Here is a 19,118-nt window from a genome sequence, read left to right on the forward strand (position 1 = left end):
AAACCGCCCGACCAATCTTGGTCCTCCGGCCTCGGTCCGGATAGCACAAGGGGTCGGGAACCCTTGCGGATTCCCGACCCCTTGGATCGTGTCTAGCGGAACGCTACGCTCACTCGGCGTTCTCGGCCGGAGCGGCCTCGGTCTCAGCCGGGGCAGCGGTCTCGGCCGGAGCCTCGGTGGCTTCGGCGACCGGAGCGGTCTCCTCGGCGACCTTGGTCGCGGCTTCGGCTTCCTTCACGACGGCCTTCTTGGCGACCGGCTCGGTGACGAGCTCGATGATCGCGGCAGGAGCGGAATCGCCCTTGCGCGGGGCGATCTTCACGATACGGGTGTAGCCGCCCTCGCGCTGCTCCATCTGCTCGGCAATCTGCGTGAACAGCACGTGCACGACGGACTTGTTACGGATGACGCGCATCACGCGACGGCGGGAGTGCAGATCACCGCGCTTCGCGAAGGTGATCAGGCGCTCGGCCAGCGGACGAAGGCGCTTGGCCTTCGGCAGCGTGGTGACGATGCGGCCGTTCTGGAACAGGCTGGTGGCCATGTTCGCGAGCATCAGGCGCTCGTGAGCCGGGCTGGACGCCAGGCGCGGACCCTTCTTGGGTGTAGGCATGTTAACTCCTTGATTGCTTTGCCGGGCTCAGGTGGGCATCGGCCCGAACGTCCGGGCCCGGCCAAGCGGTTGGTCAAAAAACGGCGATCACTCGTCTTCGGGCGAGTAGAAGGTGCCGCCTTCGAGATTGGTGGTGTCGAAGCCCAGCGGGGAGGCCTTGAGCGACAGACCCAGGGCCTGCAGCTTCTCCTTGACCTCGTCGATCGACTTCATACCGAAATTGCGGATGTCGAGCAGGTCCTGCTCGGTGTGGTTGACCAGCTCGCCGATGGTGTGGATGCCCTCGCGCTTGAGGCAGTTGTAGCTGCGCTGCGTGAGGTTGAGATCCTCGATCGGCACGGCCATTTCGGGGTTGGATTCCTCGGCGACGGGCGCCGGGCCAACCTCGACGCCTTCGGCCTGCGTGTTGAGCTCGCGGCACAGGCCGAAGAGCTCCACGAGGGTCGAACCGGCGGAAGCCACCGCGTCACGCGGCGAAATGGCGGGCTTGGTCTCCACGTCCAGGATGAGCTTGTCGAAGTCCGTGCGCTGTTCCACACGGGTGGCCTCGACCTTGTAGCTCACCTTGAGCACCGGGGAGTAGATCGAATCAACCGGGATACGGCCGATCTCGCCGTTATCCTGCTTGTTCATCTGCGCGGTGACGTAGCCGCGGCCGCGTTCGACCGTGAACTCGATCTCGAGTTCGCCGTCCTCGGCCAGGGTCGCGATGTGCAGATCCGGGTTGGCGATGGTCACGCCGGCGGGCGGGGTGATGTCACCCGCGACCGCTTCTCCTTCGCCGCTCTTGCGCAGATACATGACGACCGGCTCATCGTACTCGCTGGTGAGCACGATGCCCTTGATGTTGAGCAGGATCTCGGTGACGTCCTCCACGACGCCCGGCAGAGTGGTGAACTCATGCAGGGCACCGGAGATGCGCACCGAGGTCACGGCTGCACCCGGGATCGAGCTCAGGAGCGTGCGGCGCAGGGAGTTGCCCAGCGTATAGCCGAAACCAGGCTCAAGAGGCTCGATCGTGAAACGGGAGCGCTGCGGGTTGATGACTTCCTCAGTCAGTGTCGGACGCTGTGCGATAAGCACTATGTTATCCTTTCAGCTTCTGGTCGGTGGTGCACTCACCGACCGAGCAAGCGACTTTGGATTGGTTGCTTCGCCTGACTGGAATCAGACGCGGCGGCGCTTCGGAGGACGAACGCCGTTGTGAGCCTGCGGGGTGACGTCGGTGATGGAGCCGACCTCGAGACCAGCGGACTGCAGGGAGCGGATGGCGGTTTCACGACCGGAACCCGGGCCCTTGACGAACACGTCGACCTTCTTCAGACCGTGCTCCATCGCCTTGCGGGCGGCGGACTCAGCGGCCATGCCAGCGGCGTACGGCGTGGACTTGCGGGAGCCCTTGAAACCGACATCGCCACCGGACGCCCAGGACACGACAGCGCCGGACGGGTCGGTGATCGAAATGATCGTGTTGTTGAAAGTGGACTTGATGTGAGCCTGACCCACCGGGATCGACTTGCGGTCGCGGCGACGGACAGGCTTACGAGCGGCTTGCTTTGCAGCTGCCATTGATCCTCGTTTCCTAGTACGAACTTTGTTGATAGCCCGGACGATGGGATCCGTGCGGATTGCTCCCGTGGCCCGGGTCAAGCCACCCTATTACTTGGTGGCCTTCTTCTTTCCGGCAACCGTGCGCTTCGGGCCCTTGCGGGTACGGGCGTTGGTCTTGGTGCGCTGACCGCGCACCGGCAGGCCGCGACGATGGCGGATGCCCTGATAGCAGTTGATCTGGATCTTGCGGCGGATGTCCGCATCGATTTCACGACGCAGATCGCCCTCGATCTTGTAGTTGGCCTCGAGATAGTCACGCAGCGTGATCAGCTGCTCATCCGTCAGATCCTTGACGCGGATATCCGGGTTGATACCGGTCGCGGCAAGCGTTTCCTTCGCACGAGTGCGACCCACACCGAAGATGTAGGTGAGGGCGATCTCGATGCGCTTCTCATTGGGGATGTCGACTCCGGCAAGACGTGCCATTGCGATTCCTTCTGTGTTCCGCAGGTCGTGCACCGAGTCGTCCGGTTTCCCGGCCCGGGCCTGCGTACCCGGGGTTCAGACGTGGCTCTCGGGAGAACCTCGCCTGTGACTCAGCGCCTGTATTCCATTTGTGCCGCTGGAATCTGCTCTCAGCCCTGACGCTGCTTGTGGCGCGGGTTCGTGCAGATCACCATGACGCGGCCGTGACGACGAATCACGCGGCAGTTTTCGCAGATTCGCTTGACACTAGGGCTGACCTTCATGGTTTTCCTTTGCTTGTACCTTTACTTGTAGCGGTACGTAATACGTCCGCGGTTCAGATCGTACGGGCTCATTTCAAGCACCACGCGATCCTGCGGCAGAATGCGGATGTAGTTCTTACGCATCTTGCCGGAAATCGTGGCGAGCACGATGTGCTTGTTCTCGAGCTGGACGCGAAACATCGCGTTCGGCAGCGCTTCCACTACCTGACCTTCGACTTCAATCACACCGTCTTTTGCCATGAGCCTCGTGATCCGTTCCTTGGGACAATTACCGTTGACGTGCCCGAAGGCACACCAACGGAATAATATACACGAACGCCGGGATTACGACACGCCGCCGCGCGCTCGGCAGCGGTCGCCCGCTCAGCAGGCGACCGCGCGAGGAGGCAAACAGTCCAGTGGACTGTTTGCCGACGGAGCCATCCTTATTCCAAGTCCCACCACATCAACAACGCCCCCTCGCCCCACATACAACAATGGGCAGCCGCAAAGCTGCCCATTACCATATCCAGACGTCCACCCGTCTGACGCTCCCCCAGTCAGCTTCGCTGACAGCGTCCTGCAATTGCGGACGGCCTGCGGCCGCGCTCTGCTGGCTCGCTGTCGCTCGCACCTCGCCTACAAACGCCTCCGGCGTTTGCTTCACGGCTCGGCCCTCAGCCGAGGGGGCCAAGGAAAGGAGACTCAGGCCTCCAGCGCCTTGACGATGTTCGCCTGAATCGTGTCGATCTCGCCGACGCCGTCGATGGCGACGAGCTGGCCGCGCTGCTGATAGATGTCGAGCAGCGGGGCGGTCTCCTTCGCGTAGGTGGCGAGGCGCTTGGCGATGGCCTCCGGGGTGTCGTCGGAACGGCCCTGCTCCTTGGCGCGCTTGGCGATGCGCTCCATGAGCACGTCGTGGTCGGCGTCAAGGGCGACGACCTTGTCAAGCGGGGTGCCGAGCTCTTCGAGCATCTGGTCGAGCGCCTCGACCTGAGCGGCGTTGCGCGGATAGCCGTCGAGGATCCAGCCGTTCTTGGCGTCGTCCATTGCCAGACGGTCCTTGACGATCTTGTTGGTCAGCTCGTCCGGGACCAGCTCGCCCTTGTCGGTGTACTTGAGCGCCTCAAGGCCGAGCTCGGTTTTGTTCTTGATGTTGTAGCGGAAGATGTCGCCGGTCGAGATGGCCGGGATGCCGAAGTGCTCGGCGAGCAGCGCGGCCTGGGTGCCCTTGCCGACGCCCTGCGGGCCCATGATGAGAAGACGCATGTCTTGGTTCCTTTGCTGATGTGTTGGGTGTTTGGAAAAAGGATGGCTCCGGCGGCAAAACAGTCCACTGGACTGTTTTGCCTCCTCGCGCGTGACGCTTGCCGAGCGAGCGTCACGCTTCCTTGTGATCCACGTTCTCGAGCAGGAAGCCGGTGTACTGGAACTGCTCGGTCTGGGCCTTGGCCTGACGCAGCGTGTCAAGGCCGACGCCCGCGATGATCAGGATCGTGGTGCCGCCAAACGGCAGCTTGGTGTTCAGCTCGAGCGCCATGATGAGCACGGTCGGGATGAGCGCCACGAACAGCAGGTAGACGGCGCCGACGGTGTTCAGGCGGTTCATCACGTAGCTCAGGTAGCGGCTGGTGGCGCTGCCGGCGCGGATGCCCGGGATGAAGCCGCCGTACTGCTTCATGTTGTCGGCGGTCTCGTCCGGGTTGAACGTGATCTCCGTGTAGAAGAAGCAGAAGAAGACGATCATGAGCGCGTACAGCACGATGTACCACACGGACGTGGTGTTCGCGAGGTTGGAGTTGATCCACTTGACCCAGCTCTGGTCGGAGTTGCCGAACTGCGCGATGAGCGTCGGGATCGCGAGGATCGAGGATGCGAAGATCGGCGGGATGACGCCGGACATGTTGATCTTGAGCGGCAGGTAGGTGGACGAACCGCCGTACATCTTGCGGCCGATCATGCGGCGCGTGTACTGGACCGGGATGCGGCGCTGGCACAGTTCGACGAAGTCGACGAAGATCAGGATGACGAGCAGGACGCCGGCGACCACGCCGAACTTCCACCACTCGCCGTCGGTGCCGTTGGTGCCCCAGCCGATCTCCCACAGCTGCGGCAGGAAGCTGGAGCAGATGGACATGAAGATAAGGATGGACATGCCCTGGCCGATGCCCTTGTCGGTGATGAGCTCGGCCATCCACATGATCAGGCCGGTGCCGCCGGTCATGATGAGCACCATGACGACGAGGTTCCACACGGAGCCGTCCGGAATGACCTGGGAGCACTGGTAGTTGAACAGCGCGCCGGAACGGGTGGTCACGAGGATCGTGGTGGACTGCAGCACCGCGAGGCCGATGGTCAGGTAACGGGTGTACTGGGTCAGCTTGGCCTCGCCGGACTGGCCTTCCTTGTGCAGCGCCTCGAAGCGCGGGATGACGACGCGCAGCAGCTGCACGACGATGGACGCGGTGATGTACGGCATGACGCCCAGCGCGAAGATCGACAGCTGGAGCATGGCGCCGCCGGAGAACAGGTTCACCAGGCCGATGAAGTTTTCGGAAGCGGTCTGCATCTTGCCGACGCACTCCTGAACGACCGAGTACTTGACACCCGGGGTCGGAATGAACGAGCCGATGCGATAAATGATGATCATGCCGAGAACAAACAGGATTTTGTTCCTCAGCTCCTTGGTACGGAAGGCCTGGATTAACGTCCTCACCTGGGTTCCTTTCCTTGTGTGCGCCCCATGCGCACCCATCCGGACAGACTCTAGTCGTCGAGTCTAGCGTACAGCGTCTACCTCCACCCCATACCGGAGGCCCCGCTGTCCATTATTGGTCGCGTATTGGTCGCGATTCGCGTATTTTCCCGTCGCCGAATACGAAACGACCCTCGCCGCATAAGCGGTCGAGGGTCGTTTATCGTATCGCACTGCGGTTGTTCCCTAACGGGTAAGGACTACTCCTCGGAAACGGAACCGCCGGCGGCCTCGATCTTGGCCTTGGCCGAGGCGGAGGCCTTGACGCCCTTGATGGTCAGGGCAACGGTCAGTTCGCCGTCGCCGAGGACCTTGACGGGCTGGTTGGCGCGAACGGCACCCTTGGCAACCAGATCCGCGACGGTGACTTCGCCACCGTTCGGGAACAGCTCGCCGAGAGCGGCCACGTTCACGACCTGGAACTCCTTCTTGAAGGGGCTCTTGAAGCCGCGGAGCTTCGGCAGGCGCATGTACAGCGGCAGCTGGCCACCTTCGAAGCCCGGGCGAACCTGGTAGCGCTTCTTGGTGCCCTTGTCGCCACGGCCCGAGGTCTTACCCTTGGAGCCTTCACCGCGGCCGACGCGGATGCGATCCTTCTTGGCGCCCGGAGCCGGACGCAGATCGTGCATCTGCAGGATAGTGGTTTCTTCTTCAGCCATAATCAGTCGACCTCCTCGACGGTGACCAGGTGGCGCACCGTCAGGATCATGCCACGAGTGCTCTTGTTGTCCTCGAGGACAACGCTCTGGCCGATCTTGCGCAGACCGAGGGTCTGAGCGGTGGCGCGCTGCTTGGGCGTGCGGTTAACAAGACCGTGATGCAGGGTGATCTTCAGGTTAGCCATCTATCACTCACCATCCTTCTGCTGGGCCTGAGCGGCTGCGGCGGCTTCCTCGCGGGCCTTGCGGGCCTCGTCGATGCCGGCGGCGCGAGCGCGCAGGAGAGCGTCCGGAGCGACCTCGTTGAGGGCGAGACCACGGCGGGCCGCGATCTCTTCCGGATCCTCGAGCTGCTTGAGGGCGGCCACGGTGGCGCGAACCATGTTCACGGCGGTGGCAGAGCCCATCGACTTGGTCAGGATGTCGGTGATGCCGGCGCACTCCATGACGGCGCGGACCGGGCCACCAGCGATAACGCCGGTACCGGGGGCGGCCGGGCGCAGGAGCACGGTGCCGGCGGCGTCGTGGCCGATCACCGGGTGGGTGACGGTGCCGCGGACGCGCGGAACGGTGAACATGTGCTTCTTGGCATCCAGCTGGCCCTTGGCGATGGCGGCAGGAACCTCACGGGACTTGCCGTAGCCGACGCCGACGGTGCCGTTGCCGTCACCGACCACCACGAGGGCGGCGAAGCTGAACGTACGACCACCCTTGTGGGTCTTGGAGACACGGTTGATGGTCACCACGCGGTCGAGCAGCTCATCGCCCTGCTTCTCTTCGCGACGGTTGCGACGCTCGCCGCGACGGCCTTCGCCGCGCTGGCCACGACGGGACTTGCGGTCCTCGTTGTTGTTGGTCTCAGCCGCCTCAGTGTTCTGAGTTTCTTCAGCCACTTGGGTTTCCTTCTGAGTTTCGTCGCTCACAGTGCCAGACCTCCCTCGCGGGCGCCCTCAGCGACAGCTGCGACGCGACCAGTGTACTTGTTGCCACCACGGTCGAAGACGACGGCCTCGATGCCCGCAGCCTTGGCCTTCTCGGCCACCAGCTCGCCGACCTTCTTGGCGGCCTCGACCTTGGTGCCCTCGAAACCGGCGAAGTCGGCGGTCAGGGTCGAGGCGGACACGAGGGTGATACCCTTCGTGTCGTCAACGATCTGCGCGACCATGTGACGGTTGGAGCGGGAGACAACGAGACGCGGCATTTCCGGGGTGCCGGAGATGCGCTTGCGGATGCGAGCGTGACGACGCTTGAGCGAGACCTTCTTGCCCTTACCGAGAATCTGAACGCTCATATCACTTACCAGCCTTTCCAGCCTTGCGCAGGATATGCTCGTCAGCGTACTTGATGCCCTTGCCCTTGTAGGGTTCCGGAGCACGCAGCTTGCGGATGTTAGCCGCAGCCTGGCCGACGGCCTGCTTGTCGGTGCCCTTGACGATCACCGTGTTCGCGTTCGGAACCTCGAACTCGATGCCTTCCGGCGGGTTGACGGTGATGGTGTGGGAGTAGCCGAGCGCGAACTCGATGCTCTTGCCCTTGAGGGTGGCGCGGTAACCGGTGCCGACGATCTGCAGGGTCTTGGCGTAGCCTTCGTGCACGCCCTTGACGATGCTGGCGACGAGAGCGCGGCTCAGGCCGTGCTTCGCGCGGGTCGGACGCAGGTCATCGGCCGGGGTGAGAACAACCTCGTTGTTCTCGACGACGGCGGAGATGCCCTCCGGCATGACGAAGGAGTCGGTGCCCTTCGGGCCCTTGGCGGCCACGGTCTGGCCGTCGATCGTGACTTCCACGCCGGCCGGGATGGCGACGGGGAGCTTACCAATATGCGATGCCATGTGTCAGCTCTCCTTTCTCACCACACGTAGGCGACGATCTCGCCGCCGATGCCACGGTCGAGGCATTCCTTCTGGGTCATCAGTCCCGAGGAAGTCGAGATGATGGCGATGCCGAGGCCGCCGAGCGGCATCGGCAGGGCGTCGGACTTCGCGTAGCGACGCAGGCCCGGCTTGGAAATGCGCTTGATGCCCTGGATGGAACGCTCGCCGTTCGGGCCGTACTTGAGGGTGACCTCAAGAGTCTGGCCGACCTTGGCGTCCTTGGCGACGAAGTCCTTGATGTAGCCTTCGCGCTTCAGGATCTCGGCGATGTTCTTCTTGAACTTGGAGTACGGCATATCCACGGTTTCGTGCTTAGCCGCGCTCGCGTTACGCAGACGGGTAAGCATGTCTGCGATAGGATCTGTCATTGTCATTTGGGCTTGTTGCCCTTTCTCGCTATGGTTTCCGCCGCCCTCACGCCTGCATGCGCAGGCGATCGGGCCGCGGACCTTCAGCGTCGATGTTTACCAACTGGACTTCGTAACGCCGGGCAGCTCGCCGCGGTGCGCCTTCTCGCGAAGGCAGACACGGCACAGGCCGAACTTGCGGTAGACGGAGTGGGGACGACCACAAACCTGGCAGCGCGTGTAGGCGCGAACCTTGAACTTCGGCTTGCCGGCCGCCTTGTTCTTCAGAGCGGTTTTTGCCATATCAGTTCTCCTTGAAGGGGAAGCCGAGGTGCTTGAGGAGCACGGAAGCTTCCTTGTCGTCCTTGGTGGAGGTCACCACGGTGATGTCCATACCGCGCTGGTGATCGATCGAATCCGGATCGATCTCGTGGAACATGGACTGCTCGGTGAGACCAAAGTTGTAGTTGCCCTGGCCGTCGAACTGCTTGCCGTTGATGCCGCGGAAATCGCGGATACGGGGCAGGGCGAGGGTCAGCAGACGATCGAGGAACTCCCACATGCGGTCGCCACGCAGGGTGACGTACGCGCCGATGGCCTGGCCTTCACGCAGGTGGAACTGCGCGACGGACTTCTTGGCCTTCGTGATCTTCGGCTTCTGGCCGGTGATCAGCGTGAGATCCTTGACGGCGCCTTCGATGAGCTTGGAGTCACGCGCGGCGGCGCCGACGCCCATGGAGACGACGACCTTCTCGACGCGGGCCACCTGCATCGGGTTGGAGTAGTTGAACTCCTTCTCGAGCTCGGGGATGATGACGTCCTTGTACTGCTGCTTCAAGCGCGGAGTTGCCGGCGCTTCGACGGTAGCATCGGTCATGCCAGCTCCTTTCCGGACTTCTTGGCGACGCGCACGCGCACGGTCTTCACCTTGCCGTCACGAGCCTCTTCCTTCACCACAATGCCGACGCGGGTCGGCTTCTTGGTCTCCGGGTCGATGACCATCACGTTGGAGCGATGGATCGGGGCCTCGACGGAGACGATGCCGGCCTGCTGGCCCTGCTGCGTGGCGCGAACGTGCTTCTTGACGATCTGCACGCCCTCGACGATCAGGCGATCGTCGGCCAGCACGCGGGTGACCTTGCCTTCCTTGCCCTTGTCCTTGCCGCGGATGACCTTGACCAGGTCGCCGCTCTTAATCTTGGCTGCCATGTCAGATCACCTCCGGGGCGAGGGACACGATGCGCATGAAGCGCTTGTCGCGCAGCTCACGAGCGATCGGTCCGAAGATACGAGTGCCCTTCGGTTCACGGCCGGAGCCGAGAATAACGGCGGCGTTCTCGTCGAACTTGATGTAGGAGCCGTCCACGCGACGGTTCTCCTTGACGGTGCGGACGACAACGGCCTTGACCACATCGCCCTTCTTGACCGACCCGCCAGGGATCGCATCCTTGACGGAGGCGACGATCACGTCGCCGAGGCCGGCATAGCGTCGCTTCGATCCGCCGAGCACTCGGATGCAGAGGAGTTCCTTCGCACCCGTGTTGTCGGCGACATGAAGCCGCGTTTCCTGCTGAATCATTGATTCTCCTTAGCCGAGCTGGTTCTCCCCAAGCACCCCGCCCACCTGTACGAGCATGGGCGGGGTGACTCGCGGAGCCTAGCCGAACTTGTTACTTGGCGCGCTCGATAATGCTCTCGAGACGCCAACGCTTGGTCTTGCTCAGGGGCCGAGTCTCCATAATACTCACGAGGTCGCCAACGTGCGCGTCGTTGTGTTCATCATGGGCCTTGACCTTCTTGGTGGAACGAACGACCTTGCCGTACAGCGGGTGGGTCGAACGCTGCTCGAGCTCGACGGTGATCGTCTTGTCCATAGCCTCGGACACGACGTAACCGCGACGAACCTTGCGGAAGTTACGCTCTTCAGCCATTACTTCTCCTCAGCTTTCGTATCGGATGCCTCGGGCGCCTGGCTGATGCCGAGCTCACGCTCGCGCAGGACGGTGTACATCCTGGCGATGTCGTGCTTGACCGCCTTGAGGCGGGCAGTGTTCTCGAGCTGACCAGTCGCGTGCTGGAAGCGCAGGTTGAACAGCTCTTCCTTGGACTTCTTGAGGAAACCTTCGATCTCCTCGTTGGTCTTCTCGTTCAGATTCTTGATTGCATAATCAGCGGTACCGACTGCCATCAGATATCACCACCTTCACGCGCAATAACGCGGCACTTCATCGGGAGCTTGTCGATGGCGCGGCGCAGGGCCTCGCGAGCGACATCCTCGGAGACGCCACCGATCTCGAACATCACGCGGCCGGGGCGAATGTTGGCGATCCAGAACTCCGGAGTACCCTTACCGGAACCCATTCGGGTGCCCAGCGGCTTCTTGGTCAGCGGGCGATCCGGGAAGATCGTGATCCACACACGGCCACCACGCTTGATGTAACGGGTCATGGCGATACGAGCCGCCTCGATCTGGCGGTTGGTGACGTAGGCCGGAGCCAGCGCCTGAATGCCGTAATCGCCGAAGGCGATCTCGTTGCCGCCCTTGGACATGCCAGAGCGGACCGGACGATGCTGCTTGCGGTACTTAGTCCTCTTCGGGATAAGCATCAGTTCACTCCTTCGTTTCCGTTGCGGCAGGGGCCTCAGCGGCGGCGGTCTCGGCCTTCGGGGCCTCGGCCTGCTGCTGGGCGGCAGCACCACGGTTGCCACGGCGCGGGCGGCGATCGCCACCACGACGGCCCGGACGGCTGTTGTTCTGCTGAGCCTGCTGCTCTTCGAACTCGCGCTCGGTCATATCGCCCTTGTAGATCCACACCTTGACGCCGATGCGGCCGTAGGTGGTCTTGGCCTCGAAGAAGCCGTAATCGATCAGGGCGCGGAGGGTCTGCAGCGGAACGCGACCCTCGCGGTAGAACTCGGAACGGCTCATTTCCGCACCGCCGAGACGGCCGGAGAGCTTGATGCGGATACCCTTGGCGCCGGCGCGCATCGCGTCCTGCTGAGCCTTGCGCATCGCGCGACGGAAGGTCACGCGGTTGGTCAGCTGTTCGGCGATGCCCTGAGCGACGAGCTGGGCGTCCAGAGCGGCGTTCTTGACCTCGAAGATGTTGAGCTGGACCTGCTTGCCGGTGAGCTTCTCGAGCTTGGCGCGAACCTTCTCAGCCTCAGCGCCGCGGCGGCCGATCACGATGCCCGGACGAGCGGTGTGGATGTCCACGCGCACGCGGTCGCGGGTACGCTCGATGACGATGCGGGACACGCCCGCACGCTCGAGGTCCTTGTTCATTTCCTTGCGGATCTTGTCGTCTTCGAGGACGAAGTCGCTGTAGCGCTCGCCGGGCTTGTTGGAATCAGAGAACCACTTGGAACGGTGGCTCTCGGTGACGCCCAGACGGTAGCCAAAGGGATTGATCTTCTGACCCATCTTTAGCGGGCTCCTTCCTTGGTAGCAACGACGACCGTGATGTGGGAGGTGCGCTTGTTGATACGAGCGGCACGGCCCTGAGCACGAGCGCGGAAACGCTTGAGCGTAACGCCCTCGTCCACGTAGGTCTCCTTGATGACCAGGTCGTTCTCGCGGAACGGCTCGCCGGCCTTGTCGGCCTTCACGCGGGCGTTCGCGATGGCGCTCTCGAGGACCTTGCGAACCGGCAGGGACGCGTCCTGGGGAGCGAACTTGAGGATGGTGACGGCTTCGGTCGCCTGCTTGCCGCGGATGAGGTCGACCATGCGGCGAGCCTTGCGCGGCGTCACGCGGACGTGACGAGCGATTGCTTTAGCTTCCATGTTCTATTCCTTATCCTTTAGCGGCGGGCCTTCTTGTCGTCCTTCACATGACCCTTGAAGGTCTTGGTCGGGGCGAACTCACCGAGCTTGTGACCGACCATGGCCTCGGTGACGAACACCGGGACATGCTTGCGGCCATCATGAACAGCGAACGTGTGTCCGATGAAATCAGGGGTGATCATCGAACGGCGGGACCACGTCTTGATGACGTTCTTGGTGCCCTTCTCGTTCTGCTCGTCGACTTTCTTCTGCAGGTGGGCGTCGACGAAGGGGCCCTTCTTGATGCTACGAGTCATCTACTCGACACTCCCTTACTTGCGGTTCTTACCATTCGGACGACGACGAACAATCATCTTGTTCGAAGCCTTCTTCGGACGGCGAGTACGAACTTCGCCCTTGCCCCACGGAGAAACCGGCGGCTTGCCACCGCGGGTACGACCGCCGTGCGGGTGGTCGACCGGGTTCATGGACTCACCACGGGTCCACGGACGCTTGCCGATCCAACGGGCGCGACCGGCCTTACCGAGCTGGATGTTGGCGTGATCGGAGTTGCCGACCTCACCGACGGTAGCGCGGCAGCGAGCGTCCACGTTGCGGATTTCGCCGGACGGCATACGCAGCTGGGCGTAGGCGCCATCCTTGGCGACGAGCTGGACAGCGGCACCGGCGGAACGCGCGATCTTCGCGCCGCCGAGCGGCTTGAGCTCGATCGCGTGCACGATGGTACCGGTCGGGATGTTCTTGAGCGGCAGGTTGTTGCCCGGCTTGATATCGGCCTTCTCGCCGGTCTCAATGCGGTCGCCCTGCTTGATGCCTTCCGGAGCGATGATGTAGCGCTTCTCGCCGTCGGCGTAGTGCAGCAGCGCGATGCGGGCGGAACGGTTCGGGTCGTACTCGATGTGAGCGACGGTGGCCGGAACGCCGTCCTTGTCCCAGCGACGGAAGTCGATGAGACGGTAGGCGCGCTTGTGGCCGCCACCGCGGTGGCGGGAGGTCATGCGACCGTAGGAGTTGCGACCGCCGGTCTTGGTCAGCTTGCGAACCAGCGACTTCTCAGGCGTGGAGCGCGTAAGATCGGAGAAATCCGACACAGACGCGTTGCGGCGGCCAGCAGTCGTCGGCTTATAAACGCGGATAGCCATAATATAGTTCTTCCTTTAACTTTTCTCGGCTAGCCTTCAGTTGCCGAAGATGTCGATCGTCTGGCCCTCAGCGACGGTCACGATCGCGCGCTTCTGGTTGACGCGCTGGCCGAAACCGTAACGGGTGCGCTGCTTCTTGCCGGCGCGGTTGAGGGTGTTGACGTTCGTCACCTTCACCTTGAAGATCTCTTCGATAGCCTGCTTGATCTGCACCTTGTTCGCGTTCGGGGCCACCACGAAGGTGTACTGGCCGCGGTCGGACAGGGCGTAGCTCTTCTCGGAAACGACGGGCTTCAGAATGACGTCGTGTGCGGGCTTGTGAATAGCGACCATCTAAATCAGGCCTCCTTGGCGGTCGGCTCGGTCTTGCCGGCGAGGAAGGCGTCGAGGCCCTCCTTCGTGAAGACGACGTACTGAGCGGTGACCACATCGTAGGTGTTGAGCTGATCGGCGAAAATCGGGTGCACGGTCGGGATGTTGCGGACCGACAGCCACTCGTTGATGTTTTCGCGGGAGAACACCACCGTGGTGAACTTGTTCTCGGTGATCGGGGTCAGCGCGGCGACGGCGGTCTTGGTGGACGGGGTATCGGTGATGCCGAAGTCCACAACGGCGACGCGGCCGGCGTTGGCGCGATCGGAAAGCACGTAGCGCAGGGCGGCGGCCTTCATCTTCTTCGGGGTGCGCTGCGAGTAGTCGCGCGGCTGCGGACCGAACACGGTGCCGCCGTGGTACCACTGCGGGGCGCGGATGGAGCCCTGGCGGGCACGACCAGTGCCCTTCTGCTTCCACGGCTTCTTGCCGCCGCCGGAAACCATGCCACGGGTCTTGGTGGCGTGGGTGCCCTGACGGGCGGCAGCGAGCTGAGCCACGACAACCTGGTGGATCAGCGGGACGCGGGACTGGACCTCTTCGGCGGTGTGGCCGAAGATCTCGCCCGGAACCTCGACGGTGCCGGCGGACTGGCCCTGGGCGTCGGACACGTTCAGAGTAACGTTTGCCATAATTCAGACTCCCCTTACTTCACGGCCGTGCGGACGAGAACGATGCTGCCCTTCGGGCCCGGAACGGCGCCCTTGATGGCGAGGATGCTGTTCTCGGCATCCGCGGAGACGACGGTAAGGCCCTGGACGGTCGCGGTCACGTGACCCATGCGGCCGGCCATGCGCTTGCCCTTGAGGATACGGCTCGGAGTCGCGCACGCGCCGACAGAACCGGGGCGACGCTCGTTCTTGTGAGAGCCGTGGGAACGGCGGTAGGACTTGAAGCCCCAGCGCTTGATGGTGCCGGCGAAGCCCTTGCCCTTGGTGGTGCCGGTGACGTCGACTTCAGAGCCCTCCGGGAAGAAGTCGATGGACAGCTCCTGACCCGGCTCGTACTCGGCGGCGTCCTCGGTGCGCACCTCGACGAGGTGGCGACGCGGGGTCACGCCGGCCTTGGCGAAGTGGCCGGCGAGCGGCTTGGTCACCTTGGTGGGATCGATCTGGCCGTAGCCGATCTGGACAGCCTTGTAACCGTCGGTCTCATCGGACTTGACGGCGGTCACCACGTTGGTGGAAACGTCAACGAGGGTGACGGGGACAAAGAAACCGTTCTCGTCCCAGACCTGAGTCATGCCGAGCTTCTTGCCCAGCAGAGCCTTGTGGCTACCTCTCTGCGAAGTCATAGTGGTTCCCTCCTCCCTTACAGCTTGATCTCGATGTTGACATCCGCGGGCAGATCAATGTGCATCAGGGAGTCCACGGCCTTGGGGGTCGGGTCCACGATGTCGATGAGGCGCTTATGAGTGCGCATCTCGAAGTGCTCGCGAGAATCCTTGTACTTGTGAGGAGAACGAATAACAACAAAGACGTTCTTCTCGGTCGGGAGCGGAACCGGGCCAACCACAGTTGCGCCCGCGTTCGTCACCGTTTCGACGATCTTCTTCGCCGATTGGTCGATGACCTCATGGTCATAGGACTTAAGCCTGATGCGGATTTTCTGTCCCGCCATTGCCGTCCGCCCTTTCTAGCGATTCGTGTACTGTTTACCAGCCTGCTTCCAAGGGCACCGGCGGACCTGACCGCAGCAGAACACACCCCTTGCGAGGCGTCCCCTGTGGTCAAACCACATCAGTGCGCGGCATTCGAGTCCTCACTCGCGTGACTTCCCGCTCCGCGCTCGCTTTTTTGATTCCAATTTGCGAGCCCTAAATCAGGCAACTTGTTAATTAAAGCACTAGGCCTACCCTTAAGGAGTTCGGGCGTGTCGCGCTCCGCGCGCACGCCCTTACACCGTTTATCTACCTCAGCGCTGCCGCGCTTCGGCGTCGCCTGCAAACAGTCCACCGGACTGTTTGCATAACGGCGCCGCGGACGAGTCGCGCTCCGCACGCCACACCCTCACCCTGTTTTCCACCTCGCTCCCGCCGTCGCTCGGCGTCGCCTACGAAGAGTCCACCGGACTCTTCGCTTCACGGCGCCGCGGACGAGCCGCGCTCCGCGCGTCAGTCGTCGTGCTTGTCGCCTTCGGCGGCGGTGATGGCCTCGGCGATCGGATCGTGGGAGAAATCATGGTTGCGGTATTCGGGATCGTCGACCGGCAGGTGCTGGACCAGCGTATCGAACACCTGACTGTAGATCTTGCCGTGATCGAGCACCGCATCGAGCACGTGCCCGCCGAACGTGCGGTCGTCGGACAGAAAATGCTCGTGAAACCCGGCCACCGCGGCCCCGTGGAACATGACCGGCGAAAAGTATCCCAGCAGCGTGCCCTTCACATCGTGCCGCAGGAACATCGCCTGCCGGTCGGCGACCTCCACCAGCGTCGGGTACGGTGCCTGCTGCTTGATCACCGCGCGGGTCTTCATGAAGCTGAACGTGCCGCGCACGATCACTGAAAAGAACGTGTTCGCGCGCCCGTTCGCCTCCACGATGCGCCTGTTGAGCTCCTCAAGGCCGATGTCCGCGCGTTCGCACTGGTACTGGAACGCGGCGTGATGCACGTTCGCGAACGGCATCGTGAAATCGTCCGGCACGCGTTCCGCCTTGCCGCTGGATCCGACCTTGTACGCCACGCCGTCGAGGATGATGAGCTCGCCGTCGAGCCCCTCGCCCGTGCCGATGCCGGTGTCGCCGTGCGTGAGCAGTTCGCCGATCGTCGTCGTGCCTTCCAGCAGGCCGGGCACCAGCAGCGCGAGCGTGCCGTGCTGGTACAGCTGGTTCGCATGATGTTCGGTGATGGGTTTGATCTGGGATCCGCGCGATGTTGTCACGCTACGTACGATAAAAGCCCGTCCGCCGCATCTTCAACCAACGTCTCACGACGCCGACCGTGACGCGTGTCACAGGACGCGACGACTCGGGCATCCGCATCGCCTGGCTCAGAACGCGACGGATGCGGCGAACACCAGCAGGTTGGACGTCAGCTCGGTCATGCCAACGGCGATCGGCTTGAGACGGCGGTTCTTCGCGACGATCGGCAGCACGATCGCGCGCAGCAGCAGACATGCGGCGACAACCGTCATCATGCAGCCCTTCCAGTCGAACGACGACGGATCCGACCAGCCGCCGCGCAGCCATGCCAGCCGTCCGGACGGATCGGCGAGCAGCCACGCGCCGGCGCACAGGGCCAGCAGCATCCCGTGCCAGCCCCACGACGCGCGCAGGTACCGGCGATTGCCGCGCTCTCGGATCATCGTCTTGACGAACAGCACCGAACCGAACTGGGTCAGCGCAAACAGCAGCGATGCGGCGAGACCGGCGGACGGCAGCGCGTACGTCGACCACCATGTATCCGGCGTCGGCAGCTGTCCGCGAAACAGCGCGGCGCCGTGCTCGACGTACCGCACACAGTCGGCGTGCGAAATCAGGCCGTTCGCGAGCGCCGTCGGCACGGTGCAGCCGTCGGACAGTGTGGCCGGATCGCCGAACGAGGCGATGACCGTCGGCATGGACGACGAGGCGAGCACCGCAGCCCCGTTGCCCCACAGGCTTCGCTCGCGGCGCAGATAGGCAGCCGCGAACGACACAGCGGCCAGCACGGCGAAGTACGGAGCCCAGCGCAGCACTCCGGGATTGACGCTCAGGAACGGCAGTCCGACGGTGGCCAGCAATACCGTATATATAAGGGTCTGTTTCGCGTATCGGCGGGAGAAGCGGGACTTGATCCAACGGGCGGCCGTGAACTGGACGCAATAGCACAGCGCCCACGCCACCAGCATCCAGACGGTGTTGACGGTGACGCCGCCGATCGCCACGCCGGACAGCGCGGGCAGCAGGGCCATGACCCAGGCGCCCGGCTGGTCGGGTATCCAGTCGCGCAGGATCGAACGCGCGGAGCATCCGCCGCGGCGCGATCCGCCGTTGCAGCTGCCGTTGCGACTGGTGCCGCGACTGCCGTTGCGGGTCGTGAAGGTTGTGGTTCTTGCGGTTTTCGACATTCCCCCACGGTAAGGCATCCTTCCCGCTCCCGGCAATATCCCCCTATCCCTCCCGGCGCGTCGCCCGTAACGGCATCGCCGTTCGGGTGCAGTCACGTGATCGGCTGAATGTCGCTGAATGTCAACGGAACAGGAGACGGACGTATCGTGAATGCCTTGGTACTCGGCTGTACCTTTCGACCACACACCGGCACCTTTCGACCACATGCCCCGAAATAGACGCGTTCATGATGCAAGCTTCGCTATGGTGCCGATCATGAGAACGAATCATGAACTGGCCGCACGCTGTCTGGAAACCGAGGAACGCCGGTTATGCATGTGGGGACGAACCTCGGCCGAACGACGGGTTTTGCTGCGCAGAACGGCTGCCGGGGACATGATCCGCGTGGCGGAGTCCTGTTACGCGCGGGCCGATCATTGGAACACGCTCGACCGCATGGAACAATACCGCCGCATCATACGGACCCTGACGGTGCAGCATCCCGACTGGCTGTTCGGGGATATGACGGCCGCGGCGTTCTACGGCATCAACGATTCGGTGCGCCATGCGAACGTCATTCACCGCATGACCGATCGACGGCGTCACTCCCACGACCACGGTTCGCTGCGATATCACCTGCTGCCCGATGAGGAACGCGTCCAGTGCAGGCTGGTGGACGGCGTGCGCGTCACCTCGCTGCGCCGGACGATATTCGACTGCGTGCGGCGGCTGGACTTCCCCGATGGGCTGAGCGTGGCGGAAGCCGCATTGCGGCAACGATTGATGAGCAGGGAAGACATGCTGGATGCATGCCGCACGCTTCCCGGTAATTTCCGGGCAAAGGCGCTCCGGGCAGTGGCATCGGCACCCGGCGGCACGGAAAACGGCGGTGAGGCGTACGCGTATGCGGTGATGCTCGAGGAGGGGTTTGAAGCTCCGAAGTTGCAGGAGGAGATCATCGACCCGGTTGATCTCGGCCGTCGGTATCGCGTCGATTTCTCCTGGCATACACAGGATGGCAGGTTCATCGTCGCGGAATTGGATGGTCGGATCAAGTACACCGATCCTTCCATGTTCAAGGACGGGAGCCAATCAGAGACGTTCATAGCCGAAAAGGAGCGAGACGAAAGAATTCGGTTGGTGGCGGACGACGTGGTCCGTTTCTCCTTCAGTGAGGCGTACCGCAGAACAATGCTGTCGGCCAAATTGGACAAGGCCCGCGTCCCGCGCCGCGCGAATCGCATGCCTTCATGACGCCGTCCA

The 19,118-nt window shown here is 63.1% G+C and carries 32 protein-coding genes; 1 reads left to right on the plus strand and 31 read right to left on the minus strand.

Going from position 1 to position 19,118, the window contains the following annotated elements; all coding sequences use genetic code 11:
• Positions 1–109 precede the first annotated feature (109 nt).
• From rplQ to KIH79_RS10065, 31 genes are all read right to left on the minus strand, one after another.
• The gene (gene rplQ, locus KIH79_RS09915) at positions 110–613 is read right to left on the minus strand and encodes a 50S ribosomal protein L17 (RefSeq protein WP_219059226.1); all 504 of its coding nucleotides are present in this window, start codon (positions 611–613) and stop codon (positions 110–112) included.
• 87 nt (positions 614–700) lie between these two features.
• Entirely contained in the window at positions 701–1,696 is a 996-nt protein-coding gene (locus KIH79_RS09920) for a DNA-directed RNA polymerase subunit alpha (RefSeq protein ID WP_219059227.1), read from the minus strand.
• Between the two features lie 84 nt (positions 1,697–1,780).
• Positions 1,781–2,182 (minus strand): 30S ribosomal protein S11, encoded by a 402-nt coding sequence (gene rpsK / locus KIH79_RS09925; RefSeq protein WP_033493949.1) that lies wholly within the window; start codon positions 2,180–2,182, stop codon positions 1,781–1,783.
• Between the two features lie 90 nt (positions 2,183–2,272).
• A complete protein-coding gene (rpsM, locus tag KIH79_RS09930) occupies positions 2,273–2,650 on the minus strand; it encodes a 30S ribosomal protein S13 (RefSeq protein ID WP_033493947.1) in 378 nt (125 codons plus the stop codon).
• A gap of 149 nt (positions 2,651–2,799) precedes the next feature.
• Positions 2,800–2,913 (minus strand): 50S ribosomal protein L36, encoded by a 114-nt coding sequence (rpmJ, locus tag KIH79_RS09935; RefSeq protein ID WP_003814578.1) that lies wholly within the window; start codon positions 2,911–2,913, stop codon positions 2,800–2,802.
• Positions 2,914–2,934: 21 nt separating this feature from the next.
• The gene (gene infA / locus KIH79_RS09940) at positions 2,935–3,153 is read right to left on the minus strand and encodes a translation initiation factor IF-1 (RefSeq protein ID WP_006295254.1); all 219 of its coding nucleotides are present in this window, start codon (positions 3,151–3,153) and stop codon (positions 2,935–2,937) included.
• 444 nt (positions 3,154–3,597) lie between these two features.
• Positions 3,598–4,161, minus strand: coding sequence for an adenylate kinase (locus tag KIH79_RS09945; RefSeq protein ID WP_219059228.1), 564 nt, complete (start codon positions 4,159–4,161; stop codon positions 3,598–3,600).
• A 112-nt stretch (positions 4,162–4,273) separates the two neighbouring features.
• Positions 4,274–5,608, minus strand: a complete 1,335-nt coding sequence (gene secY, locus KIH79_RS09950) for a preprotein translocase subunit SecY (RefSeq protein ID WP_219059229.1) — start codon at positions 5,606–5,608, stop codon at positions 4,274–4,276.
• 239 nt (positions 5,609–5,847) lie between these two features.
• Positions 5,848–6,306, minus strand: coding sequence for a 50S ribosomal protein L15 (rplO, locus tag KIH79_RS09955; protein WP_219059230.1), 459 nt, complete (start codon positions 6,304–6,306; stop codon positions 5,848–5,850).
• Between the two features lie 2 nt (positions 6,307–6,308).
• Complete coding sequence (gene rpmD / locus KIH79_RS09960; protein ID WP_033493939.1) at positions 6,309–6,491, minus strand: 50S ribosomal protein L30; 183 nt, start codon at positions 6,489–6,491, stop codon at positions 6,309–6,311.
• A 3-nt stretch (positions 6,492–6,494) separates the two neighbouring features.
• Positions 6,495–7,229, minus strand: a complete 735-nt coding sequence (rpsE, locus tag KIH79_RS09965; RefSeq protein WP_035138392.1) for a 30S ribosomal protein S5 — start codon at positions 7,227–7,229, stop codon at positions 6,495–6,497.
• Positions 7,226–7,597 (minus strand): 50S ribosomal protein L18, encoded by a 372-nt coding sequence (gene rplR, locus KIH79_RS09970; protein WP_219059231.1) that lies wholly within the window; start codon positions 7,595–7,597, stop codon positions 7,226–7,228. Before rplR ends, rpsE begins: the two co-directional genes overlap by 4 nt.
• Before the next feature lies 1 nt (position 7,598).
• On the minus strand, positions 7,599–8,138 hold the full coding sequence (rplF, locus tag KIH79_RS09975) for a 50S ribosomal protein L6 (RefSeq protein ID WP_033493932.1): 540 nt from the start codon (positions 8,136–8,138) through the stop codon (positions 7,599–7,601).
• 17 nt (positions 8,139–8,155) lie between these two features.
• Positions 8,156–8,554 carry a 30S ribosomal protein S8 gene (gene rpsH / locus KIH79_RS09980; RefSeq protein WP_219059232.1) on the minus strand — a complete coding sequence of 133 codons (399 nt, stop codon included), beginning with the start codon at positions 8,552–8,554 and terminating at the stop codon, positions 8,156–8,158.
• Positions 8,555–8,644: 90 nt separating this feature from the next.
• Positions 8,645–8,830, minus strand: a complete 186-nt coding sequence (locus KIH79_RS09985; RefSeq protein ID WP_033493929.1) for a type Z 30S ribosomal protein S14 — start codon at positions 8,828–8,830, stop codon at positions 8,645–8,647.
• A gap of 1 nt (position 8,831) precedes the next feature.
• Entirely contained in the window at positions 8,832–9,404 is a 573-nt protein-coding gene (gene rplE / locus KIH79_RS09990) for a 50S ribosomal protein L5 (protein ID WP_219059233.1), read from the minus strand.
• The gene (gene rplX / locus KIH79_RS09995; RefSeq protein ID WP_219059234.1) at positions 9,401–9,736 is read right to left on the minus strand and encodes a 50S ribosomal protein L24; all 336 of its coding nucleotides are present in this window, start codon (positions 9,734–9,736) and stop codon (positions 9,401–9,403) included. The genes rplE and rplX overlap by 4 nt, the downstream gene beginning before the upstream one ends.
• A gap of 1 nt (position 9,737) precedes the next feature.
• Complete coding sequence (gene rplN, locus KIH79_RS10000; RefSeq protein WP_219059235.1) at positions 9,738–10,106, minus strand: 50S ribosomal protein L14; 369 nt, start codon at positions 10,104–10,106, stop codon at positions 9,738–9,740.
• A gap of 91 nt (positions 10,107–10,197) precedes the next feature.
• Positions 10,198–10,458, minus strand: coding sequence for a 30S ribosomal protein S17 (gene rpsQ / locus KIH79_RS10005; RefSeq protein WP_033493921.1), 261 nt, complete (start codon positions 10,456–10,458; stop codon positions 10,198–10,200).
• On the minus strand, positions 10,458–10,715 hold the full coding sequence (gene rpmC, locus KIH79_RS10010) for a 50S ribosomal protein L29 (protein ID WP_033493919.1): 258 nt from the start codon (positions 10,713–10,715) through the stop codon (positions 10,458–10,460). The genes rpsQ and rpmC overlap by 1 nt, the downstream gene beginning before the upstream one ends.
• The gene (rplP, locus tag KIH79_RS10015; RefSeq protein ID WP_033493917.1) at positions 10,715–11,134 is read right to left on the minus strand and encodes a 50S ribosomal protein L16; all 420 of its coding nucleotides are present in this window, start codon (positions 11,132–11,134) and stop codon (positions 10,715–10,717) included. The genes rpmC and rplP overlap by 1 nt, the downstream gene beginning before the upstream one ends.
• A gap of 4 nt (positions 11,135–11,138) precedes the next feature.
• Complete coding sequence (gene rpsC / locus KIH79_RS10020; protein WP_033493915.1) at positions 11,139–11,951, minus strand: 30S ribosomal protein S3; 813 nt, start codon at positions 11,949–11,951, stop codon at positions 11,139–11,141.
• 2 nt (positions 11,952–11,953) lie between these two features.
• Positions 11,954–12,313 (minus strand): 50S ribosomal protein L22, encoded by a 360-nt coding sequence (gene rplV / locus KIH79_RS10025; RefSeq protein WP_033493913.1) that lies wholly within the window; start codon positions 12,311–12,313, stop codon positions 11,954–11,956.
• Between the two features lie 17 nt (positions 12,314–12,330).
• A complete protein-coding gene (gene rpsS, locus KIH79_RS10030) occupies positions 12,331–12,609 on the minus strand; it encodes a 30S ribosomal protein S19 (RefSeq protein ID WP_003814508.1) in 279 nt (92 codons plus the stop codon).
• Positions 12,610–12,624: 15 nt separating this feature from the next.
• The gene (rplB, locus tag KIH79_RS10035; RefSeq protein WP_219059236.1) at positions 12,625–13,455 is read right to left on the minus strand and encodes a 50S ribosomal protein L2; all 831 of its coding nucleotides are present in this window, start codon (positions 13,453–13,455) and stop codon (positions 12,625–12,627) included.
• Positions 13,456–13,491: 36 nt separating this feature from the next.
• Positions 13,492–13,788: a 50S ribosomal protein L23 gene (gene rplW / locus KIH79_RS10040; RefSeq protein ID WP_219059237.1), complete on the minus strand. Its 297-nt coding sequence runs from the start codon at positions 13,786–13,788 to the stop codon at positions 13,492–13,494.
• Between the two features lie 5 nt (positions 13,789–13,793).
• Positions 13,794–14,459, minus strand: coding sequence for a 50S ribosomal protein L4 (gene rplD / locus KIH79_RS10045; RefSeq protein ID WP_219059238.1), 666 nt, complete (start codon positions 14,457–14,459; stop codon positions 13,794–13,796).
• A gap of 14 nt (positions 14,460–14,473) precedes the next feature.
• Entirely contained in the window at positions 14,474–15,121 is a 648-nt protein-coding gene (gene rplC, locus KIH79_RS10050) for a 50S ribosomal protein L3 (RefSeq protein ID WP_033493904.1), read from the minus strand.
• Positions 15,122–15,138: 17 nt separating this feature from the next.
• Positions 15,139–15,447 carry a 30S ribosomal protein S10 gene (gene rpsJ, locus KIH79_RS10055; RefSeq protein ID WP_003808013.1) on the minus strand — a complete coding sequence of 103 codons (309 nt, stop codon included), beginning with the start codon at positions 15,445–15,447 and terminating at the stop codon, positions 15,139–15,141.
• A gap of 493 nt (positions 15,448–15,940) precedes the next feature.
• Positions 15,941–16,708 carry an acetolactate decarboxylase gene (gene budA, locus KIH79_RS10060; RefSeq protein WP_338023148.1) on the minus strand — a complete coding sequence of 256 codons (768 nt, stop codon included), beginning with the start codon at positions 16,706–16,708 and terminating at the stop codon, positions 15,941–15,943.
• Positions 16,709–16,816: 108 nt separating this feature from the next.
• Positions 16,817–17,875 (minus strand): YwiC-like family protein, encoded by a 1,059-nt coding sequence (locus KIH79_RS10065; protein ID WP_219059239.1) that lies wholly within the window; start codon positions 17,873–17,875, stop codon positions 16,817–16,819.
• A gap of 256 nt (positions 17,876–18,131) precedes the next feature.
• Between KIH79_RS10065 and KIH79_RS10070 the strand changes: the two genes are divergently transcribed.
• Positions 18,132–19,109, plus strand: a complete 978-nt coding sequence (locus KIH79_RS10070) for a type IV toxin-antitoxin system AbiEi family antitoxin domain-containing protein (RefSeq protein ID WP_219059240.1) — start codon at positions 18,132–18,134, stop codon at positions 19,107–19,109.
• Positions 19,110–19,118 lie beyond the last annotated feature (9 nt).

It is taken from the genome of Bifidobacterium miconis (assembly GCF_019331735.1).
GTDB classification, from domain to species: Bacteria; Actinomycetota; Actinomycetes; order Actinomycetales; family Bifidobacteriaceae; genus Bifidobacterium; species Bifidobacterium miconis.

Coding starts and splice junctions, on each gene's coding strand:
- rplQ (WP_219059226.1), bottom strand. CDS start 613: ATGCCTACACCCAAGAAGGGTCCGCGCCTGGCGTCCAGCCCGGCTCAC.
- rpsK (WP_033493949.1), bottom strand. CDS start 2,182: ATGGCAGCTGCAAAGCAAGCCGCTCGTAAGCCTGTCCGTCGCCGCGAC.
- rpsM (WP_033493947.1), bottom strand. CDS start 2,650: ATGGCACGTCTTGCCGGAGTCGACATCCCCAATGAGAAGCGCATCGAG.
- rpmJ (WP_003814578.1), bottom strand. CDS start 2,913: ATGAAGGTCAGCCCTAGTGTCAAGCGAATCTGCGAAAACTGCCGCGTG.
- infA (WP_006295254.1), bottom strand. CDS start 3,153: ATGGCAAAAGACGGTGTGATTGAAGTCGAAGGTCAGGTAGTGGAAGCG.
- KIH79_RS09945 (WP_219059228.1), bottom strand. CDS start 4,161: ATGCGTCTTCTCATCATGGGCCCGCAGGGCGTCGGCAAGGGCACCCAG.
- rplO (WP_219059230.1), bottom strand. CDS start 6,306: ATGGCTGAAGAAGAAACCACTATCCTGCAGATGCACGATCTGCGTCCG.
- rpmD (WP_033493939.1), bottom strand. CDS start 6,491: ATGGCTAACCTGAAGATCACCCTGCATCACGGTCTTGTTAACCGCACG.
- rplR (WP_219059231.1), bottom strand. CDS start 7,597: ATGAGCGTTCAGATTCTCGGTAAGGGCAAGAAGGTCTCGCTCAAGCGT.
- rplF (WP_033493932.1), bottom strand. CDS start 8,138: ATGGCATCGCATATTGGTAAGCTCCCCGTCGCCATCCCGGCCGGCGTG.
- rpsH (WP_219059232.1), bottom strand. CDS start 8,554: ATGACAATGACAGATCCTATCGCAGACATGCTTACCCGTCTGCGTAAC.
- KIH79_RS09985 (WP_033493929.1), bottom strand. CDS start 8,830: ATGGCAAAAACCGCTCTGAAGAACAAGGCGGCCGGCAAGCCGAAGTTC.
- rplE (WP_219059233.1), bottom strand. CDS start 9,404: ATGACCGATGCTACCGTCGAAGCGCCGGCAACTCCGCGCTTGAAGCAG.
- rplX (WP_219059234.1), bottom strand. CDS start 9,736: ATGGCAGCCAAGATTAAGAGCGGCGACCTGGTCAAGGTCATCCGCGGC.
- rplN (WP_219059235.1), bottom strand. CDS start 10,106: ATGATTCAGCAGGAAACGCGGCTTCATGTCGCCGACAACACGGGTGCG.
- rpsQ (WP_033493921.1), bottom strand. CDS start 10,458: ATGGCTGAAGAGCGTAACTTCCGCAAGGTTCGTCGCGGTTACGTCGTG.
- rpmC (WP_033493919.1), bottom strand. CDS start 10,715: ATGGCAGTCGGTACCGCTGATTATGCAATCAAGAATCTGAACGAGAAG.
- rplP (WP_033493917.1), bottom strand. CDS start 11,134: ATGCTTATCCCGAAGAGGACTAAGTACCGCAAGCAGCATCGTCCGGTC.
- rpsC (WP_033493915.1), bottom strand. CDS start 11,951: ATGGGTCAGAAGATCAATCCCTTTGGCTACCGTCTGGGCGTCACCGAG.
- rplV (WP_033493913.1), bottom strand. CDS start 12,313: ATGGAAGCTAAAGCAATCGCTCGTCACGTCCGCGTGACGCCGCGCAAG.
- rpsS (WP_003814508.1), bottom strand. CDS start 12,609: ATGACTCGTAGCATCAAGAAGGGCCCCTTCGTCGACGCCCACCTGCAG.
- rplB (WP_219059236.1), bottom strand. CDS start 13,455: ATGGCTATCCGCGTTTATAAGCCGACGACTGCTGGCCGCCGCAACGCG.
- rplW (WP_219059237.1), bottom strand. CDS start 13,788: ATGGTCGCTATTCACAAGCCCGCACACGACGTCATTCTGAAGCCCGTC.
- rplD (WP_219059238.1), bottom strand. CDS start 14,459: ATGGCAAACGTTACTCTGAACGTGTCCGACGCCCAGGGCCAGTCCGCC.
- rplC (WP_033493904.1), bottom strand. CDS start 15,121: ATGACTTCGCAGAGAGGTAGCCACAAGGCTCTGCTGGGCAAGAAGCTC.
- rpsJ (WP_003808013.1), bottom strand. CDS start 15,447: ATGGCGGGACAGAAAATCCGCATCAGGCTTAAGTCCTATGACCATGAG.
- KIH79_RS10065 (WP_219059239.1), bottom strand. CDS start 17,875: ATGTCGAAAACCGCAAGAACCACAACCTTCACGACCCGCAACGGCAGT.
- KIH79_RS10070 (WP_219059240.1), top strand. CDS start 18,132: ATGAGAACGAATCATGAACTGGCCGCACGCTGTCTGGAAACCGAGGAA.